The following is a 16,910-nucleotide window of genomic DNA, read 5'->3' as shown; positions in this document are numbered from 1 at the left end:
GAGAGTCTCCGGCTTACGCAAAGCTACGCAGTTACCGCAGGAGTGGACTTTAGGTTGCCCCAACCTGACGGCAGCCGGCGGATTTTCCCGGCCTCAGCCGGCCCGAACTCTCTACCTTTACCCCGTGCCGCTGCAATACCTGCCTTTTTCCGCCCTCAACCTGACCGCCTGGGATGCCTGCGTGGCGGCGGCTGAGCAGGCGGTGCCCTACGCGCAGGCGGCGTGGCTGCGGGCCACGGCCGGCCGCTGGGATGCCGTGGTCGAAGTCGAAGAGGCGTCGGACCGGTATCTGTCGGTGCTGGCGCTGCCCGTGAAGCGGCGGCCCTGGGGGCGGCAGGTCTACCAGCCGGCATTCACCCAGCAGCTGGGCCTGCTCACCACGGCCCGCAGCCGGCACCGCCAGCCGGCCGAGTACCTGGCGCTGCTGGCCCACCGCTACGCGCGGTTCTACCTCCAGCTCAACGCGGAAAACCCGGTCGGCCACGTGCCAGACGCTTTCGCGGTGGCCCAGCGGCAGACCTATCTGCTGCCGCTGGCCGCGGATTATGCCACCCTGCTGGCCGGCTACGCCGCCGACTACCGCCGCCGCCTGCGCCAGCACCAGCAGCAGGCCACGCCGCTGCTCATTTCGGAGGCTGCGTCAGCCAAAGCTGTAATCGAGCTGTTTCAAGAATTTAAGGGCGGGGCGGTAGCCGGGCTCAAAGCGCGGCACTACCGCCAGCTAAGCCAGCTGGTAACGGCTTTGCAGGCCCGGCAGCAGGTGCAGATCCTGGAAGTGCGCAGTCCTGGTGACGGTGCGCTGCTGGCCGGGGCCGTGTTCGTCGTCACGGCCCGCCGCCTCATCTACCTGTTTGCCGCTGCCTCGCCCGCGGGCAAGCAGGCCGGTGCCCCGCTGCTGCTGCCCGACCACCTCATCCGGCGCTACGCCGGCACCCCCGGCCTGGTGCTGGACTTTGAAGGCGGCATGATTCCGTCGATTGCCCGTTTTTTTGCCAACTTCGGCGCCGCCCCCGTGCCTTACGCGGCGCTCACCCAAACCTCCTTGCCCTGGTATCTACTATGGAAACGCCGAAGCCAAGCCTGAGCCACCCCGAACGCGTGCACATTGTGTGTGCCGAACCCTCCATTGCCAACCACTTCCTGGCCGAGCTGCGCGACGTGGACGTGCAGCGCGACAGTCTGCGCTTCCGCCGCAACCTGCAGCGCCTGGGCGAAATCATGGCCTACAAAATCAGCTCCCAGCTCAGCTACACCGAGAAAAGCGTGAAAACCCCGCTGGGCGAGTCCGTCAGCAAGCAGCTGCACGACTTTCCGGTGCTGGCCACGGTGCTGCGCGCCGGACTGCCGTTTCACCAGGGGTTCCTCAATTACTTCGACCAGTCGCCGAGTGCCTTTGCCGCCGCTTACCGCATCGAGGGCACGGCCCAGGTGCGCGTGCAGGTCGACTACCTGTCGGCCCCCAGCCTGGACGAGCGGGTCCTGATTCTGGCCGACCCGATGCTGGCCAGCGGCAAGTCATTGGTGCAGACCTACCGGGCCATGCTGCGCTTCGGCCAGCCGCGGCAGGTGCACATTGCCGCCGTCATTGCCAGTCCCGAAGGCGTGGAGTACGTGACCCGCGAGATTCCCGAAGCCACGCTCTGGGTGGCCGCCATCGACGAAAAGCTCAACGAGCAGGCTTACATCGTGCCCGGCCTCGGCGACGCCGGCGACCTGTCGTACGGCAGCAAGCTGTAGGGTCGGAGCGGGGCAAACCCGGGGCAGCCCGCCCGTTCGGCTCCGCCTGCCGTAGCCCGGCTCCGCATTTTTGGCAGCGTAGCCCGATTTTTGCCGGGCGGTCAGAAGCAACAAAGGCATAATGCCCCGGAACCAAATCCCGGTAGGCCTCCTTAGTAGCTTTGCCTTCCGCGGTTCCGGCGGGATTACCTGCGTCACTCTTTTAGCTTCGAAAACGACCGTGCTGCCCTACTTTTTCAAATGCGCCTCCGTTTTCCTGCTCAGCATGGTTAAGTTCTTTGCCGGCCCCATTGCCGGAGTGTCCATCGGCCTGAACTACATGCTGACCCTGGGCCTCACCGTAGCCGGCATGATGACCACGGTGCTGATCATATCCAGCGTCGGGCAGGCCTGGGCCCTGCACCAGCGTCGCCGCCGCCAGCTGAAGGGCAAGCCGGTGTTTACCAAGCGCAGCCGCAATATTGTGCGCTTTTTCCGCCGCTTCGGTATGCCGGGCATTGCCTTTCTGACGCCGATTCTGTTCAGCCCCATCGGCGGCACCGTCATTGCCACCCAGCTGCACGTGCCGCGCCTGCGCATCTTTCTACACATGCTCTGGAGCGCCATGTTCTGGGGCGCGGCCTTCACCATGATCAGTGTCCGCTTCAGCCACCTGCCGTTCTTCCACCACTAGTTGGTTTTTGGTGGGTGGCTTTTGGTTTTTAGACCAGACCACCTACTGCCTTTGGTCTTTCAACCTCTACAAAGAAAAAGAGTCCGCAGCTTATGCTGCGGACTCTTTTTCTTTGTAGAGGTTGAGCTAAAAACCACTCACCCAAAACCTACTTGTGCCGGGAGTTGCGCAGCTTGGCCGAGGCCTTGGCGGCCGGCGACTGGGTTTTGCCCGGCGAGGCCCGCTTCTTCTTGCCTTTCTGGCTGCGGTTCGGGCCTTCCACGTAGGCCTGGCCGGTGCGCTTGTCGATGCCTTTCTGGAGCGGGGTTTTCTTCTCGTGGAAGGCGCCCTTGAAATCGGGGTCGAGGCGGCGGCGGCGGTCATCGATTTCGCGGTCCATCGACTGCTTCTCATCGAACATGGTTTCCATCACTTTCACGCCTTCGGGCAGCGGCAGCTCGGGAATCGGCTGGTTGATGAGCTCCGAAATCTTCTCGATGTGGTGCATTTCCGCCTCGTTGGCGAAGGTAATGGCCGCGCCGGTGTGCTGGGCCCGGCCCGTGCGCCCGATGCGGTGCACGTAGTCGTCGTACACCAGCGGCACGTCGAAGTTAATCACGTGGCTTACCTGGGGCACGTCGATGCCGCGGGCCGCCACGTCGGTCGATACCAGAAAGCGCAGCTCGCCGGCGCGGAAGGCGTCCATGGCGTTGATGCGCACGTTCTGGCCCTTGTTGCCGTGAATGGCGCGGGTATCCTCACTCACCTTGCGGGCCAGGAAGTGGGCCACGTTGTCGGCGTTTTCCTTGGTGCGGCAGAAGATCAGCACCCGGTTGAAGGTTTCCTCGTCCTTGAACAGATAGCCCAGCAGGTTGATCTTGGTGAGCAGGTTGGGCACCCGGTACAGGCTCTGGCTCACGTTCTGGGCCGAGGTAGCGGCCGGCGTCACCTCCACGCGCACCGGAAACTCCAGGAACTCCTCGCTCAGCGTGGCCACCTTGTCGGGCATAGTCGCCGAGAACAGCACGTTCTGGCGCTTGCGGGGAATGATTTCCAGGATCCGCCGGATCTGGGGCATAAAGCCCATATCCATCATCTTGTCGGCCTCGTCGAGCACCAGGGTCTTGAGCTCCTTCAGCACCAGGTCGCCGCGCAGGTAGAGCTCGAGCAGGCGGCCGGGCGTGGCAATCAGGATATCCACGCCGGCGGCCAGCGTTTCGATCTGGGTTTTGGGGCCCAGGCCGCCGTAGATGGAGAAAATCCGCAGGTCGGTGTGCGTCGACAGGCGCTTGAGGTGGGTTTCGATCTGCATGGCCAGCTCCCGGGTAGGAGCCATGATGAGGGCCCGCGGGTGCGTGCCCTGGGCATACTTCACCTTCATGAGCAGGGGCAGGCCAAACGCGGCCGTTTTGCCGGTGCCGGTCTGGGCAATGCCGAGCACGTCGTGGCCGGCCAGCAGCAGCGGAATCGTCTGCTCCTGCACGGGGGTGGGCTGCTCAAAACCGGCCTCGGCCACGGCCGTGAGCAGTTGTTTGTTGAGCTTAAAATCGGCGAAGGAAATGGGGGCAGGCGACTCAGACATGACAGCAAAAAAGGGATTACGAACCGCAAAGGTACGGGGAATGTAGTCGGGGCAGGCTAAGTATCAGGGGAAAGCGCCGAAATGCCCGGCCGGGAATAACCGCGGACCAGAAAAAAAAGCGCCCGATCCTTGGATAAAACCATTGCGGCGGCTACTTTTGTCGCTCCAATACCCCAACACGGTAGATATAGCTCAGCTGGTTAGAGCGTCGGATTGTGATTCCGAAGGTCGTGGGTTCGAGCCCCATTATTTACCCGTAGCAAGTCCCCGGAAGTTTCTTTCGGGGACTTTTTTGTTGATTGCACCGTTGTTTCCGCACCGGTATTTTGCCCACACCCCCTTACCCCACTGACTATGAGTCTGGTTGTTATCGGTTCCGTCGCCTTCGACGCCCTGGAAACGCCCTTCGGCAAAACCGACAAAATCATCGGCGGCGCCGCCACCTACATCAGCCTGTCGGCTTCCTACTCGCTGAAACCAGTGAAGCTGGTGGCCGTCGTCGGCGACGACTTTCCGCAGGCCGACATCCTGCTGCTCGAAGAGCACGGCGTGGATACCGAAGGCCTGCAGATCAAGCAGGGCGAGAAGTCGTTCTTCTGGTCGGGCATCTACTCCAAGGACCTGAACTCGCGCGAAACGCTGGTGACGGAGCTCAACGTGCTGGCCGATTTCGACCCGATTCTGCCCGATTCCTACCAGGACTGCAAGTACCTGATGCTGGGCAATCTGGCCCCGCAGGTGCAGCGCCTGGTGATTCAGCGCCTCGTAAACCGCCCCAAGCTCATCGTAATGGACACGATGAACTTCTGGATGGATATTGCCCTGGAAGACCTGATTGCGACCATCGAGATGGTGGACGTGCTCAGCATCAACGACGAGGAAGCCCGGCAGCTGTCGGGCGAGTATTCGCTGGTGAAGGCAGCCCGCAAGATCCTGGATATGGGGCCGAAATACCTCATCATCAAAAAGGGGGAGCACGGCGCGCTGCTGTTTCAGCACGCCAAGGAAGGCCTGAAGATTTTCTACGCCCCGGCTCTGCCGCTGGAGGAAGTGTTCGACCCAACCGGCGCCGGCGACACGTTCGCGGGCGGCTTTATCGGCTACCTGGCCGCCACTGACGACATCAGCTTCGACAACATGAAGCGCGCCGTCATCCACGGCTCGGCCATGGCCTCGTTCTGCGTCGAGAAGTTCGGGACCGAGCGGCTGCTGAACCTGCAGTCCGAGGAAATTGAAGCCCGCGAAAAGCAGTTTGCCGACCTGGTGGAGGTAGTTCCCGCCACGGCCGTGCAAAACGTGTAGCCGACCGCCCGTCGCCCTTTGTTTCGAAACCCTGCTGGCCCCGGACAAGGACCAGCAGGGTTTTTTGTGCGCCATCGGGCACAACTATTTGCGCGCGGGGGCGGTACAAAGACAAAGAAATTTCCCACTTAAGCTTTTACCGCCATGACCAAGCATCAAGATAAAGCGCCCACGAACTCGGAAAAATCGAAGAAGCCGGCCGACGCGTCCGGGCAGGAGCCGAAAAACCAGGAGTCCATGGACTTCAAGGGGCAGGCGCAGTCCAATAGCGGGGGCACGCACATGCAGAACGTGAATCAGAACGGCCTGAACGAAGCCGGCAACCCGACCAAAAACAGCACCCCCGGCGACGGTAACAACGAGGACCAGCGCACCTCGCCGGCCAACAAGCCGCGCAACAACCCGCAGGGCAACAAGCCCATGTCCGTCGACGGCAACAGCAAAGTGGGCAAAGGCGGCGACACCAAGCACTAATCGAGCGTTCAACTCCATACGAAAAACCCCGCCAGAGGATTCTGGCGGGGTTTTCTTTGTTTACGGGCTTTCATAACTGCTGCGGATGACGACCACTGGCCGGCCGCCGCTACGGCACCACCGTCATGCGCACCACGCGGGTGTCCACGTCGCCGTTGTCGAAGAAGTCCTGCTCGAAGAGGATGGTTTTGTTGTCGAGCCAGCGCGGGCCGCTGACGCCCCACTCGGTCTGCCGCTCCCAGAGCAGGCGCGGGGCCGGGCCGTCGGTAGACCACACCTGCAGGCCGCTGGGCTCGAAGCGGGCCAGCACGTCGGAGTTGCCGCACACGAAGTGCCGGCCATCGGGCGCCACCGACGGCGGGCTCCAGACCCGGGTGCGCTTGCCCGTCCGCTGGTTTATCAGCAGGTAATAGCCGCCTTCGTAGAGGTGTACCGAGACGAGCCAGTAGTGGATGTCGGGCAGCGCGGTGAGGTATTCGTAGGTGGTGTAGGTGTCATCGTCGGCCAGCTTGTTCACCAGCTGCACGGCGGGGGCCGCGGTGGGGCGTAGCCAGAGCGTTTTGCCCACGCGCTTCACCTTTGGCCCCGCCTGCTGCAGCTGCCGCTTTTCCTCCACCGTCAAGTCCAGCTCCTCGGCTTCCGACTCGGCGGCTGGTGGGGCCAGCCAGGCGGGTGGGGGCAGCTGCTCGTAGGTGCGGCGCGGCGCCGGGTAGAGGCTGATAACGCGGCCGGGCAGCTTCACCAGCGTGTCGAGGTGGGCCAGGCGGTAGATGCGCGGCGGCTTGGGCGGTGGCAGCGCTGCCACGGCCGGAACTGGTTTCACCGACGGCCGCGCCCGTTCGGCGGGCTGCATCCGTAGCGAACAGGCCGTGAGCCCTGCTGCCACCAGCAGAGCTATTGCCACCGCACCAAGCCGAGACATAAAAAGGAGGTAAAGAAGTGCGCGTATTAGAAGTCTTGTTTGAGCCACTGCCGGAAGCTGGCCCGTTGCTCAGGCGTGGCATCCGGCCGCTTTTGCACGGTGATTTTCGGCCAGTAGGGCTGCTCCGGATTGGCGGTCAGCGTCACGGTTAGCAGTCGGTTCTGCCGGAATACGCTGAGCTGGTAGCTGGCGGCACCATCGTCCAGCAAAGTTTGCAGATTCATGGCTACCTTCCTGCCATTCACCGCAATAATTTCATCATCGACAGTCAAAGTAGCTGCCGCCGGCGTGCCGGGCAGGATATCCGTCACCTCAGTCCGCTCATTCCTGACGATGGTGCGGAACCCGAACAGCCCTTCTGAGGCCGACAGGTTCGGTTCGGCCAGCAGCAGGCAGCCCACCAGCTCCAGAGCTTTGCCCAGCGGCTCCTCCAGCGACGCGGTGCCATACACAAACTTGTCGAAGTAGGTCTGCATGTCGCGCCCGGCCACTTCGTTTACGAGGCGGATGTAGTCGTCCTCGGTGTAGCCGATGCCGGGCTGACCGAATTCCAGCCACAGCCGGCGCATCACGTCGTCGAGGCTGCGCTCGTGGTGGCTCAGGCGACGCAGCGTCAGGTCGAGCAGCAGGGCCACCAGCGCGCCCTTATGGTAGACCGATACTTTGCGGTCGGGCACGCCGGGTTTGTAGCCATCGAGCCACAAATCCACCGAGGCATCGGCCAACGACAGGTTGAAGCGGCCGTCGTCGTCGTAGTGCTTGCGCAGCACGACGTTCAGCTCCTGAAAATACTGCTCGGCGGTGCGCACCCCGGCCCGGGCCAGCAGGTACTCGCCGTAGTAGGTGGTCACGCCCTCGGCGATGTAGCAGGTGCGGAAGTAGTTTTCCCGGGTATAATCGTAGGGCATCATCTCGGCGGGCCGGATCTGCTTGATGTTCCAGGTATGAAACAGCTCGTGGCAGCTGACGCCCAGCAGCTCCTTGTACAGCCCTTCCGTCATCAGCAGCTCGGCCGGCCCCAGCACAATCACTGTGGAGTTGGCGTGCTCCACGCCGTGGTAGTGCTTGTAGGGCAGAATCTGGTTCAGGAAGTGGTAGTCCGATACCGGAAACGAGCCGAACAGCGCCAGCTGCTCTTCGGTGAAGGCCTTGAAGTCGCGCAGCAGCCGGGGCCAGTCGGGCGCGCACTCACCCTGCACCCAGAAGTAGAAAGGCAGGCCCTGGGCTTCGTAGGTGCGGTGTACCAGCGTCGGGCTGGCCATCAGCGGGCAGTCGACCAACTCCTCGAAGCTGCGGGCCCGCAGCGTATTGGGCGCGCTTTGGGGCATGCCGCAGGCAATCTGCCAGCCCTCGGGCAACGCCAGCGTCATTTCGCAGGCTTCCTGCTGGCGGCCGTCCACGTACATGCAGGCCTGAACCGGGTTCAGGTACAGCTGGGTTTCGTCGAGCCAGGAGCCACCGGCATCCATCTGGTGGGCGTAGAAGTTGTAGCGCACCCGCACCGCGCGGCCCGCCGCGCCCGTCACTTCCCAGCGGTCCTTGGTCTGCTTGCGGAAGCGCAGGCTCTCCCCCGATGCGGCATCTTCCACCGTCACGCGCTGAATCTTCTGGCCAAAATTCTGGATTTCGTAGCGCCCTGGCCGCCACGCCGGCAGCTGCAGCTCCAAGGCTTCGGGAGCCGTGGCGGGCACCTCGAAAGTCATTTGCAGCTGCAGGTAGAAGGTCAGCGGGTTCTCGAAGGCGACGTGGTAGTGAATCATGCAGGGAGAGGGCGGCAGGGCCGAAAATTCCAAGGTAAAGCTAGGGCTATCCGCCCGGAATCAACCGCAGCCCGCCATTCTTTCCTACGGGATTCCGGGGGGTAGGGTCGGCAGTTAGCCCTAACAGCCTGCTGGGCCGCCAACTTAGCGCCCAGCGGAAAAAGCCGGCGCAGGCGTTGTCTTTTCCAAATCAAGGTCTTACCTTTGCCGGCCTTACCTGCCACTGAAGTCTTCAACATATCATGAAACGTACCTTCCAGCCTTCGCAGCGCAAGCGCCGCAACAAACACGGTTTTCGCTCGCGTATGGAATCTGTTAACGGCCGCAGCGTGCTGGCCCGTCGTCGTGCCAAAGGCCGCAAGCGCCTGACCGTATCCGACGAAGGCAAACACAAGCGCTAAACCGCTGACGGCTCCTGCCGTGGCGCCCGAACCGGCTCAGATGCCGGCCGCGCGCTCTTACTCGTTTCCGAAAGAAGAACACTTGTGCCGCAAAAAGCTCATTACTGAGCTTTTCGGCCGGGGTTCTTCTTTTGGCTTATACCCCCTGCGCCTCGTCTGGATTGCGGCCGAAGCGCCTACTACGGCCCCGCCGCAGGTGCTGGTCAGCGTGTCGAAGCGCAGCTTTAAGCGTGCCGTTGACCGCAACTACCTCAAGCGGCTGCTGCGCGAGGCCTACCGGCTCAACAAATACCGGCTGCTGGAAGCGCCGGGCGGGCATCCGGTGGCGCTGCTGGCCCTCATTTACACGGGCAAGGAAAAAAAGCCTTTTACGCTGGTTGAAAAAAAATTAATTTCAGGGCTGGAGCGTTTGCTGCAAGACGCAACTCCCGCGGCTGCCGCGGTGTCTCCTTCGTAGCTCACTTTTTCGCCTCCAGCTGATTTTATGCGTAAAAAGATCGTTGCCGGCCTGTTCCTCGGAAGCGCCGCCTTGCTCGTATCCTTTCGTCCGGCCTCTGACAACGAGCGGTACTTCGAAATCGCCAAGAACCTCGACATTTTCGCCACCCTCTTCAAGGAGGTGAACACTTATTACGTGGACGAGGTGACGCCCGGCAAGCTGGTAAAAACCGGTATCGACGCGATGCTTAAGTCGCTGGACCCGTACACCAACTACATCCCCGAGGACGATATCGAGGACTTCCGCACCCTGACCACCGGGCAGTACGGCGGTATCGGGGCGGTGGTGGTGAAGCGCAACGGCAAAACCATCGTGCAGGCGGCTTACGAGGGCTATCCGGCCCAGAAAGCCGGTTTGCTCCCCGGCGACGAGATTCTGACCATCAATGGTGTTAACGTTGAGAAAAAGAACAACGCCGACATCAGCAAGCTGCTGAAGGGCCAGGCCAACTCCCTGGCCAAGCTCGAAGTAACGCGCTACGGCCAGGACAAGCCCGTCGAAGTCAACATCACCCGCGACAAGATTCAGGTCGACAACGTGCCGTACTACGGCATGCTGACGCCCGAAATCGGCTACTTCCAGCTGACGGGCTTCACCGTGGATGCCGGCAAGGAAGTGCGCGTGGCCCTGGGCAAGCTCAAGGAAATGGGCGCGAAGAAAATCGTGTTCGACATCCGCGACAACCCCGGCGGCCTGCTCAACGAGGCCGTGAATATTTCCAACATCTTCGTCGATAAAGGCCTTGACGTGGTGAGCACCAAGGGCAAGGTGACGGAGTGGAACAAGACCTATAAAGCCCTCGACGCGCCGCTGGATACCCAGATTCCGGTGGTCATCATCACGAGCAACCGCTCGGCGTCGGCCTCCGAAATCGTGTCGGGGGTGTTGCAGGACTACGACCGGGCCGTGGTGGTGGGCGAGCGGACCTTCGGCAAGGGCCTCGTGCAGGCTACCCGGCCGCTGAGCTACAACTCCCAGCTGAAGGTGACGACGGCCAAATACTACATTCCCAGCGGCCGCTGCATTCAGGAAGTCGACTATGCCCACCGCGCCGACGACGGCACGCTGGGTAAATTCCCGGACTCGCTGCGCACGGCTTTCAAAACCCAGGCCGGCCGCGTGGTGTACGACGGCGGCGGCGTGGCCCCCGACGTGGCCGTAGCCGACAAGGAAATAGCCGATATTTCCCGGGTGCTCATCCAGAAGAGCTACCTCTTCGACTACGCCACCCGCTACCGCGCCGAGCACGCTACCATTGCCCCGGCCCGCGACTTCAAGCTGGCTGACGCCGACTACCAGAAGTTTGTCGATTTCCTGAAAACCAAGGACATCAGCTACAGCACCGACATGGAGAAGAGCCTGACCGACCTGACTAAAAAGGCCAAGGACGAAAAGCACTACGACGACGTGAAGATCGAGCTGGAAGCCATGCGCAAGAAGGTTTCGACCAACAAGAGCAACGACCTGATGCGCTTCAAGCCCGAAATCCGGGAGATGCTGGAGCAGGAAATCGTGTCGCGCTACTACTTCCAGAAGGGCAGCATCGAAGCCGGCTTCGACGACGACCCGAACATCCTGACGGCCATGAACGTGCTCAACGACCCGGCCCGTTATACCGCCCTGCTCAAGCCCGGTACCCCGGAAGCCAAGACCCGGCCCGAGGCGAACCGCAGGACGGCGGGAGGGAAGTAGCCTACCAAGTATTGTAAGGTATCGAAAGCAGCCTCATCCTGGGGCTGCTTTTCTGCTTTTACACCAAGCTTTTTTCGCCTTGGGCCTTATGATGACTGGCGCGCACGAAACTGCAGAAGTGAAGCGCGTACCTTTGCCGCATGCCCACCCTCATCCTTTCCCTCGAAACCTCGTCCCCGATCTGCTCGGTGGCCCTGCACCGCGACGGTAGCCTCGTGGGGCAGTCGGAGCTGCGGCTGGAGAAGTCGCACTCGTCCCATTTGAGCGTTTTGGTCAACCAGCTGCTCGAAAACAGCCAGGTTACGCTCCAGGAGCTGGCGGCGGTGGCCGTGTCGGATGGGCCGGGGTCGTACACGGGGCTGCGCATCGGGGCGGCGGCGGCCAAGGGGCTGTGCTTCGCCCTGGATATTCCCCTCATTGCCGTTGGCACCCTGCCCGCTATGGCGGCGCAGGTGGCCGCCTGCACCGCCGGGGCCGCCGACGTGCTGTTCTGCCCCATGCTCGATGCCCGGCGGATGGAAGTGTACAGTGCTTTGTACCGCCCCGACGGCCGGGAAGTGCTGGCGCCCGCGCCGCTGCTGCTGGATTCAGCCACGCTGGCCGAACAATTAGCCCATCACCGCTTGTTGTTCTTTGGTAGTGGCGCAGCGAAGTTTCAGCCGCTCGTGGCAGATCAGCTGAATGCGGGCTTCCTGCCCGGCGTTGAGCCTTCCGCTGTTGCGGTGGGCATGCTGGCGCAGGCGGCCTTCGAACGGCAGGATTTCCGCGACGTGGCCTACTACGAGCCGTTTTATTTGAAAGAAGTGTACACCACGACCCCGAAGGCCAGAAGTTAGATGAGAGAACCCAAAGCTTAGAAATCAGGCAGAAAAACGCCAAGATTCCAAGCTCTACTATCCACGTTCTAAGCTCTCAGACATAAAACCATGGAAGAAATCTTTGTCAACCGCGTGGCGCAAAGCGCGCTGACTACCCTGAACTTGGAGGAGCTGATCCATCCGGGTGAGCGGGTAGAATATGACATCAAGGAAAACCTGTTTCACGGGCTGATGCTGCGCGAAAAGGACTTTCGCGAGTTTGTGAAAACCCATGACTGGACCCAGTACGACGGCCGGAACGTGGCTATCATCTGCTCGGCCGATGCCATTGTGCCTACCTGGGCCTACATGCTGCTGGCATCCAAGCTCCAAAACCACGCCCACCGCTACATATTCGGCAACCTGGAAGCCCTGGACCAGGAGCTGTTCCAGGAAGCCATTGCCGGCATCGACGCCGAAGCGTACCGCGACGCGAAGGTGGTGGTAAAGGGCTGCGGCAGCATTCCGGTGCCCACGTATGCTTACGTGGCCATCATGCAGAAGCTGCTGCCGGTGGCAAGCAGCATCATGTACGGCGAGCCGTGCAGCACCGTGCCGCTGTACAAGCGCCCGAAAGCCTGAGCCGGCCGCCGGTTGTCTGTCCTGCCCGTAACAAGCCCCGCCTTCCACCCCTGGAGCGCGGGGCTTTTTGCGGCCCCTTTTTCCGGTCTAGTGCCTCTTGTCGCTCTACTGCCGCGTTGTTGCGCATCTTTGGGCTTCACTCGCCTCCTTATGTCTGCCGCTACTGCTGCCGTTTCCCCCTACAAAATCAGCTTTCTGGCCGGCACGGCCATTGTCATTGCCAACATGGTGGGTACGGGCGTGTTTACCAGCCTCGGGTTTCAGGTGCTGGGCATTCAGAGCGGTTTTGCCCTGCTGATGCTGTGGGTGGTGGGGGGCCTGATTGCGTTGTGCGGCGCGCTGTGCTACGGCGAGCTGGCCGCCGCCATGCCCCGTTCCGGCGGCGAGTACCACTACCTCTCGCAGATCTACCACCCGGCCGTCGGGTTTCTCTCGGGCTGGGTGTCGGCCACGGTGGGTTTTGCCGCCCCCACCGCGCTGGCGGCCCTGGCGCTGGGCAAATACGCCGCCAGCGTGTGGCCGGAGCTGAATCCGCAGGTGCTGTCGGTGGTGGTAGTGGTAGCCCTGACGGCCGTGCACGCCACCAGCCGCCAGGTAGGGAGCCGCCTGCAGGTGGTCATAACGGCCGTGAAGGTGCTGGTGCTGGTGTTCTTTATCGGGGCCGGTTTGCTGACGGCCCAGCCCCAGGCCATTTCCTTCGTGCCTTTCCGCGCCGACTGGCAGCAGCTGCTGAGCCCGGCTTTTGCCGTTTCACTCGTATATGTGTCGTACGCCTATTCGGGGTGGAATGCCGCCGTGTACCTGACCGGCGAAGTGGCCGAGCCGGGGCGCAACCTACCCCGGATTCTGCTGGCCGGTACGGCCGTGGTGCTGCTGCTGTATGTTGGGCTGAACTTCGTATTTCTTTATTCCACACCGATTGCAAAGCTGGCCGGGCAGCTGGAAGTCGGCTACGTGGTCGCCGGCCAGCTTTTCGGTCCGGCGGCGGGTCGGCTGATGGGCGTTGTCATTGCCGGGCTGCTGGTGTCCACGGTCAGCTCCATGATTTTTGCCGGCCCCCGGCTCGTGCAGGTAATGGGGGAGGACCTGCCGGCTTTGCGCGGTCTGGCGCGCGTCAGCCGGGCGGGTATTCCGGTCCGGGCCATGCTGCTGCAAACCGGCCTCACGCTGCTGTTCGTGCTCACCGGGACCTTTGAGAAAGTGCTGCTCTACGCCGGCTTCGTACTGAGCTTGTTCACCTTTCTCACGGTGCTGGGCCTGTTTATCCTGCGCCTGCGCCGGCCTGACCTGCCCCGGCCTTACCGCACCTGGGGCTACCCCGTCACACCCCTGATCTTCCTGGCGCTAAGCGGCTGGACGCTGATTTTTATCCTGCGCGACAAGCCCACCGAGTCCCTTTTTGGTCTGCTGACCTTGCTCATTGGCCTGGGAGCCTACTTTCTGGGCAAAAGAACCCGGCCGGCATAGTCTCCGCTTGCCCAGCCTCCGGCGAGGGGAGTAGCTCCGGACAAGCAGCCCAAACCCGGTATCTTGCCGCTCCACTCCGTTCATTCCTTCCCATGCGTTACCCTGTTCTGCGGCTGCTGCCGCTGCTTCTTCTCGCTTTTGGCTGCTCTGAGCAAAAAACCACGGCCACCGAACAGCAAAAGCCCGCGGCTCCAATTTCCGTAGACTCCGTAGCCGCGGTACCGCCGCCACCCGCGCCTGCCGCTGCCGATACGGCTGCCGTGCAGGATGTGGCCGCCTATCTGGCCGGCATGCCCGTCAGCCAGCAGGGGGAGCTGCGTGCCCTGGCCAGCCAGCCGGGTTGGCGGACTTTTGCCGCCGATGCCGACAAAAGCTGGGCTGGTTACCACCAGACCCGGACCGACAAGATCCAGCCCTGGGCCGCCACCGAGCTGGACTCGGCCCGCCGGGCCGCCCAAACCGTTTTTTACCCTTTCAGCGGCCCCGACTTTCTGAACGTGGCAACGATGTTCCCCGCCACTCAGACCTACGTACTGGTAGGGCTGGAGCCCGTGGGCACGGTGCCGCGCCGGAGCACGCTGGCAAATCCCAAGCTGTTTCCGGCCCTGAAAGCCTCACTCTGGTCGGTGCTCAACTTCAGCTTCTTTCGCACCAACGACATGGCCGTTGACCTGAAGTCAGTGGAGCTGGATGGTTCGCTGCCCCTGCTGATGCTGTTTGCCGCCCGCACCGGCCACCAGGTGGCGGCTATCCGCTACGTGCAGCTCGATGGCCAGGGCCAGCTCACTGCTGCCGATACTGCCGTTATCCGCCAGCCCGGCCTGAAAGTCATTCCCGGGGTCGAAATGCAGCTGCTGGACCAGGCCGGCCGCAAAAAGCAGGTCTACTACTTCTCCGCCGACCTCAGCGACTGGAAGCTGGGCACCAATAAGGAGGCCGCACTGAAATACGTCCGCACCCTGGGGCCGCTGGTTACCTACGTCAAGTCGGCCACCTACCTGATGCATAAAGCTTACTTCTCCAAGGTGCGCAACCTGGTGCTGGAGCGCAGCAGCTTCGTTTTGCAGGACGACTCGGGCATTGCCATGAGGTACTTCCGCCCCGCCGACTGGCAGTTTACCTACTACGGCGTCTACAAGCGGCCCATCAACCTGTTCGCCAAGCAGTACCAGCCCGCGCTGACCAAAGCCTACGCCGACTCCACCCGCCGCCCGCGCCCGTTGCCCTTCGGCACCGGCTACAATTGGCGGCAGAACGATTCCAACCTGCTGCTGGCCCGCCGCCGCGTGGCTCCGGCCAGCTAAGCCATTGGCTGCCATTAAAAATGGAGCTGCCTCCCCGCAGCTCCATTTTTAATGGCAGCAGCGCCGGAGCCCGGATCCTTTCCTTATTATAATATAGGTATGCGAAACCCCCGCAATCTTCTGTGTCTGCTCGCTGCCCCGCTGCCGCTCCTGGCGTTGGGCTTGATGCTGACCAGCCAGGCTGCCGCGCCGCGCCGCGCCCCCCGGCTCCGGATTGCCGCCAGTCGTCCCGTCGACAGTCCGCTGCTGGACAGTTTGCTGCGCGCTAACCCGCGTTTGGCACCCGTTATCAACAAGGCGGCGAAATATGAGCTGCAAATCATTTACACGCAGATAAACCGCGACACGCAAAACCGGCCGCAGTTCACCCAGCACAGCTTCCACCTCGATGCCCGACAATACTTCAACCCCGCCAGCCTCGTCAAGCTACCGGTAGCCGCGCTGGCGCTGGAAAAGCTCAATAGTCTCCACCAGGCCGGCCTCACCCGGCGTAGCCCCATGGCCACGGGCACTGCTTTCCGCTGCCAGACCCCCGTTTCCTACGTCGCCTCCGCCGACTCCGACCGCCTCAACACTGTTGGCAACTATTGCAAGCGGATGCTGTTGGCCAGTGATAACAACGCCTACAACCGCCTCTACGAATTTCTCGGCCAGCGCCCCCTCAACGAGCGTCTCTGGCAGCTTGGCTACCCGCAGATCCGCATCGTGCGCCGCTTTGCTCCCTGCGACACGACGGCCAACCGCTATACCAATCCCATTGCCCTCTACACCGAGCAGGGTGCCGTAGCCTACCGGCAGCCCGCCGCCGTCAATTCTACCGCCCTAGGCTTTCCTTTAGGTCGAATACTAAAAGGCCGGGGCTACCGCGGCGGCGGCCAGTTGGTGGCGCGCCCGTATGATTTCACCACGGCCAACTACCTGCCGCTCCAGTCAGCAACCGATATTCTGCAGGCCGTTATCTTCCCGCAGGCCGTGGCCCCCGCCCAGCGTTTCAACCTTATGGCCACCGATTACGCCTACCTCCGCTACTATCTGCACAGTTCCCCCCACGCCGCCGCTTTCCGGCCCTTTGCTTCTGACAAGTACTTCGATGCTTACAAAAAGTATCTTTATTACGGCCGCAATCCCAATTCAACCCTTCAGCAAGGACTACACCTGTATAATGTGGTAGGGATGTCACACGGCTATTTGGCTGATGTCGCCTATTTCGCCGACTCACTCAAGCAGATTGAGTTCATGCTAAGCGCAGTCGTATATGTCAACAATGATGGCATCATTAACGATGGCGCCTATGAATACACCTCTATTGGCTTGCCCTTTCTGGCTGAGCTAGGCCAGACATTGTATCAATATGAAGCTAAAAGGCAGTATTTGATACGGCCAAAGCTAGATGAACTCTTTTCCGCAACCCCAAGCCATTGAATTTTCTTTGTTTTCTGCCAGTCTACTACTTTCTTATAAGCGGTTGTGTTCCAGATAGCCAACCAAGCTTTACTGGCTTCAGAGATGCCTGGCAAGATCAAGCAGAACGAGAAATCTTGGGTTAGGGGTTGCGAGGGCGAAAAAAGACCTGCACTTTTGCACTCCCAAACCGGACCGCGGCAGGGCGCTACTTCCTGCTTCGCCTGCATTTCAGGACCGGCCTCTGCGGGGGAGGGGGTTGAAAAAAAGAGTTGGGT

16 protein-coding genes and 1 tRNA gene are annotated in these 16,910 nt (G+C 61.8%); 14 read left to right on the top strand and 3 right to left on the bottom strand.

The features are described from left to right. Positions 1–124 precede the first annotated feature (124 nt). The 3 genes from ABD842_RS19060 to ABD842_RS19050 all read left to right on the top strand — a co-directional run bounded on the left by ABD842_RS19060 (position 125) and on the right by ABD842_RS19050 (position 2,410). Positions 125–1,084, top strand: a complete 960-nt coding sequence (locus tag ABD842_RS19060; protein ID WP_345117395.1) for a GNAT family N-acetyltransferase — start codon at positions 125–127, stop codon at positions 1,082–1,084. Next, positions 1,060–1,737, top strand: coding sequence for a uracil phosphoribosyltransferase (gene upp / locus ABD842_RS19055; protein ID WP_345117393.1), 678 nt, complete (start codon positions 1,060–1,062; stop codon positions 1,735–1,737). Before ABD842_RS19060 ends, upp begins: the two co-directional genes overlap by 25 nt. Before the next feature lie 265 nt (positions 1,738–2,002). Beyond that, positions 2,003–2,410 (top strand): hypothetical protein, encoded by a 408-nt coding sequence (locus ABD842_RS19050; protein ID WP_345117391.1) that lies wholly within the window; start codon positions 2,003–2,005, stop codon positions 2,408–2,410. 148 nt (positions 2,411–2,558) lie between these two features. On the opposite strand, the gene ABD842_RS19045 is transcribed toward ABD842_RS19050, so the two are convergent. Further along, positions 2,559–3,971 carry a DEAD/DEAH box helicase gene (locus tag ABD842_RS19045; RefSeq protein ID WP_345117389.1) on the bottom strand — a complete coding sequence of 471 codons (1,413 nt, stop codon included), beginning with the start codon at positions 3,969–3,971 and terminating at the stop codon, positions 2,559–2,561. Between the two features lie 181 nt (positions 3,972–4,152). Here ABD842_RS19045 and ABD842_RS19040 point away from each other — a divergent pair. The 3 genes from ABD842_RS19040 to ABD842_RS19030 all read left to right on the top strand — a co-directional run bounded on the left by ABD842_RS19040 (position 4,153) and on the right by ABD842_RS19030 (position 5,747). Beyond that, positions 4,153–4,226, top strand: a tRNA-His gene (locus ABD842_RS19040). Positions 4,227–4,325: 99 nt separating this feature from the next. Further along, positions 4,326–5,273, top strand: a complete 948-nt coding sequence (locus tag ABD842_RS19035) for a PfkB family carbohydrate kinase (protein WP_345117387.1) — start codon at positions 4,326–4,328, stop codon at positions 5,271–5,273. A 144-nt stretch (positions 5,274–5,417) separates the two neighbouring features. Further along, the gene (locus ABD842_RS19030; protein ID WP_345117385.1) at positions 5,418–5,747 is read left to right on the top strand and encodes a hypothetical protein; all 330 of its coding nucleotides are present in this window, start codon (positions 5,418–5,420) and stop codon (positions 5,745–5,747) included. 109 nt (positions 5,748–5,856) lie between these two features. Here the strand turns inward: ABD842_RS19030 and ABD842_RS19025 are convergent, their stop codons facing one another. Beyond that, positions 5,857–6,669: a hypothetical protein gene (locus ABD842_RS19025; RefSeq protein WP_345117383.1), complete on the bottom strand. Its 813-nt coding sequence runs from the start codon at positions 6,667–6,669 to the stop codon at positions 5,857–5,859. A gap of 26 nt (positions 6,670–6,695) precedes the next feature. Then, positions 6,696–8,429: a M61 family metallopeptidase gene (locus tag ABD842_RS19020; protein ID WP_345117381.1), complete on the bottom strand. Its 1,734-nt coding sequence runs from the start codon at positions 8,427–8,429 to the stop codon at positions 6,696–6,698. A gap of 242 nt (positions 8,430–8,671) precedes the next feature. Between ABD842_RS19020 and rpmH the strand changes: the two genes are divergently transcribed. The 8 genes from rpmH (at position 8,672) to ABD842_RS18980 (ending at position 16,653) form a co-directional block, all read left to right on the top strand. Continuing rightward, positions 8,672–8,830 carry a 50S ribosomal protein L34 gene (gene rpmH / locus ABD842_RS19015; protein WP_073104628.1) on the top strand — a complete coding sequence of 53 codons (159 nt, stop codon included), beginning with the start codon at positions 8,672–8,674 and terminating at the stop codon, positions 8,828–8,830. 40 nt (positions 8,831–8,870) lie between these two features. Beyond that, complete coding sequence (locus tag ABD842_RS19010) at positions 8,871–9,287, top strand: ribonuclease P protein component (RefSeq protein ID WP_345117379.1); 417 nt, start codon at positions 8,871–8,873, stop codon at positions 9,285–9,287. A gap of 27 nt (positions 9,288–9,314) precedes the next feature. Next, a complete protein-coding gene (locus tag ABD842_RS19005) occupies positions 9,315–11,021 on the top strand; it encodes a S41 family peptidase (RefSeq protein ID WP_345117377.1) in 1,707 nt (568 codons plus the stop codon). Positions 11,022–11,161: 140 nt separating this feature from the next. After that, the gene (tsaB, locus tag ABD842_RS19000) at positions 11,162–11,857 is read left to right on the top strand and encodes a tRNA (adenosine(37)-N6)-threonylcarbamoyltransferase complex dimerization subunit type 1 TsaB (RefSeq protein ID WP_345117375.1); all 696 of its coding nucleotides are present in this window, start codon (positions 11,162–11,164) and stop codon (positions 11,855–11,857) included. A gap of 90 nt (positions 11,858–11,947) precedes the next feature. Beyond that, a complete protein-coding gene (locus ABD842_RS18995) occupies positions 11,948–12,460 on the top strand; it encodes a DUF2480 family protein (RefSeq protein ID WP_345117373.1) in 513 nt (170 codons plus the stop codon). Between the two features lie 150 nt (positions 12,461–12,610). Next, entirely contained in the window at positions 12,611–13,927 is a 1,317-nt protein-coding gene (locus ABD842_RS18990) for an APC family permease (RefSeq protein WP_345117371.1), read from the top strand. A 92-nt stretch (positions 13,928–14,019) separates the two neighbouring features. Next, positions 14,020–15,231: a hypothetical protein gene (locus ABD842_RS18985; RefSeq protein WP_345117369.1), complete on the top strand. Its 1,212-nt coding sequence runs from the start codon at positions 14,020–14,022 to the stop codon at positions 15,229–15,231. Between the two features lie 99 nt (positions 15,232–15,330). Beyond that, positions 15,331–16,653, top strand: coding sequence for a serine hydrolase (locus tag ABD842_RS18980; RefSeq protein ID WP_345117367.1), 1,323 nt, complete (start codon positions 15,331–15,333; stop codon positions 16,651–16,653). Positions 16,654–16,910: the final 257 nt, after the last annotated feature.

Origin of the sequence: Hymenobacter algoricola (genome assembly GCF_039539525.1) — a bacterium.
Lineage (GTDB): Bacteria > Bacteroidota > Bacteroidia > Cytophagales > Hymenobacteraceae > Hymenobacter > Hymenobacter algoricola.
This window is presented reverse-complemented; position numbering and strand designations above follow the sequence as displayed.

What these genes read in the sequence shown, in the direction of transcription:
- upp (WP_345117393.1), top strand. Translation starts at nt 1,060, where the DNA reads ATGGAAACGCCGAAGCCAAGCCTGAGCCACCCCGAACGCGTGCACATT.
- ABD842_RS19050 (WP_345117391.1), top strand. Translation starts at nt 2,003, where the DNA reads ATGGTTAAGTTCTTTGCCGGCCCCATTGCCGGAGTGTCCATCGGCCTG.
- ABD842_RS19045 (WP_345117389.1), bottom strand. Translation starts at nt 3,971, where the DNA reads ATGTCTGAGTCGCCTGCCCCCATTTCCTTCGCCGATTTTAAGCTCAAC.
- ABD842_RS19035 (WP_345117387.1), top strand. Translation starts at nt 4,326, where the DNA reads ATGAGTCTGGTTGTTATCGGTTCCGTCGCCTTCGACGCCCTGGAAACG.
- ABD842_RS19030 (WP_345117385.1), top strand. Translation starts at nt 5,418, where the DNA reads ATGACCAAGCATCAAGATAAAGCGCCCACGAACTCGGAAAAATCGAAG.
- ABD842_RS19025 (WP_345117383.1), bottom strand. Translation starts at nt 6,669, where the DNA reads ATGTCTCGGCTTGGTGCGGTGGCAATAGCTCTGCTGGTGGCAGCAGGG.
- ABD842_RS19020 (WP_345117381.1), bottom strand. Translation starts at nt 8,429, where the DNA reads ATGATTCACTACCACGTCGCCTTCGAGAACCCGCTGACCTTCTACCTG.
- rpmH (WP_073104628.1), top strand. Translation starts at nt 8,672, where the DNA reads ATGAAACGTACCTTCCAGCCTTCGCAGCGCAAGCGCCGCAACAAACAC.
- ABD842_RS19010 (WP_345117379.1), top strand. Translation starts at nt 8,871, where the DNA reads ATGCCGGCCGCGCGCTCTTACTCGTTTCCGAAAGAAGAACACTTGTGC.
- ABD842_RS19005 (WP_345117377.1), top strand. Translation starts at nt 9,315, where the DNA reads ATGCGTAAAAAGATCGTTGCCGGCCTGTTCCTCGGAAGCGCCGCCTTG.
- tsaB (WP_345117375.1), top strand. Translation starts at nt 11,162, where the DNA reads ATGCCCACCCTCATCCTTTCCCTCGAAACCTCGTCCCCGATCTGCTCG.
- ABD842_RS18995 (WP_345117373.1), top strand. Translation starts at nt 11,948, where the DNA reads ATGGAAGAAATCTTTGTCAACCGCGTGGCGCAAAGCGCGCTGACTACC.
- ABD842_RS18990 (WP_345117371.1), top strand. Translation starts at nt 12,611, where the DNA reads ATGTCTGCCGCTACTGCTGCCGTTTCCCCCTACAAAATCAGCTTTCTG.
- ABD842_RS18985 (WP_345117369.1), top strand. Translation starts at nt 14,020, where the DNA reads ATGCGTTACCCTGTTCTGCGGCTGCTGCCGCTGCTTCTTCTCGCTTTT.
- ABD842_RS18980 (WP_345117367.1), top strand. Translation starts at nt 15,331, where the DNA reads ATGCGAAACCCCCGCAATCTTCTGTGTCTGCTCGCTGCCCCGCTGCCG.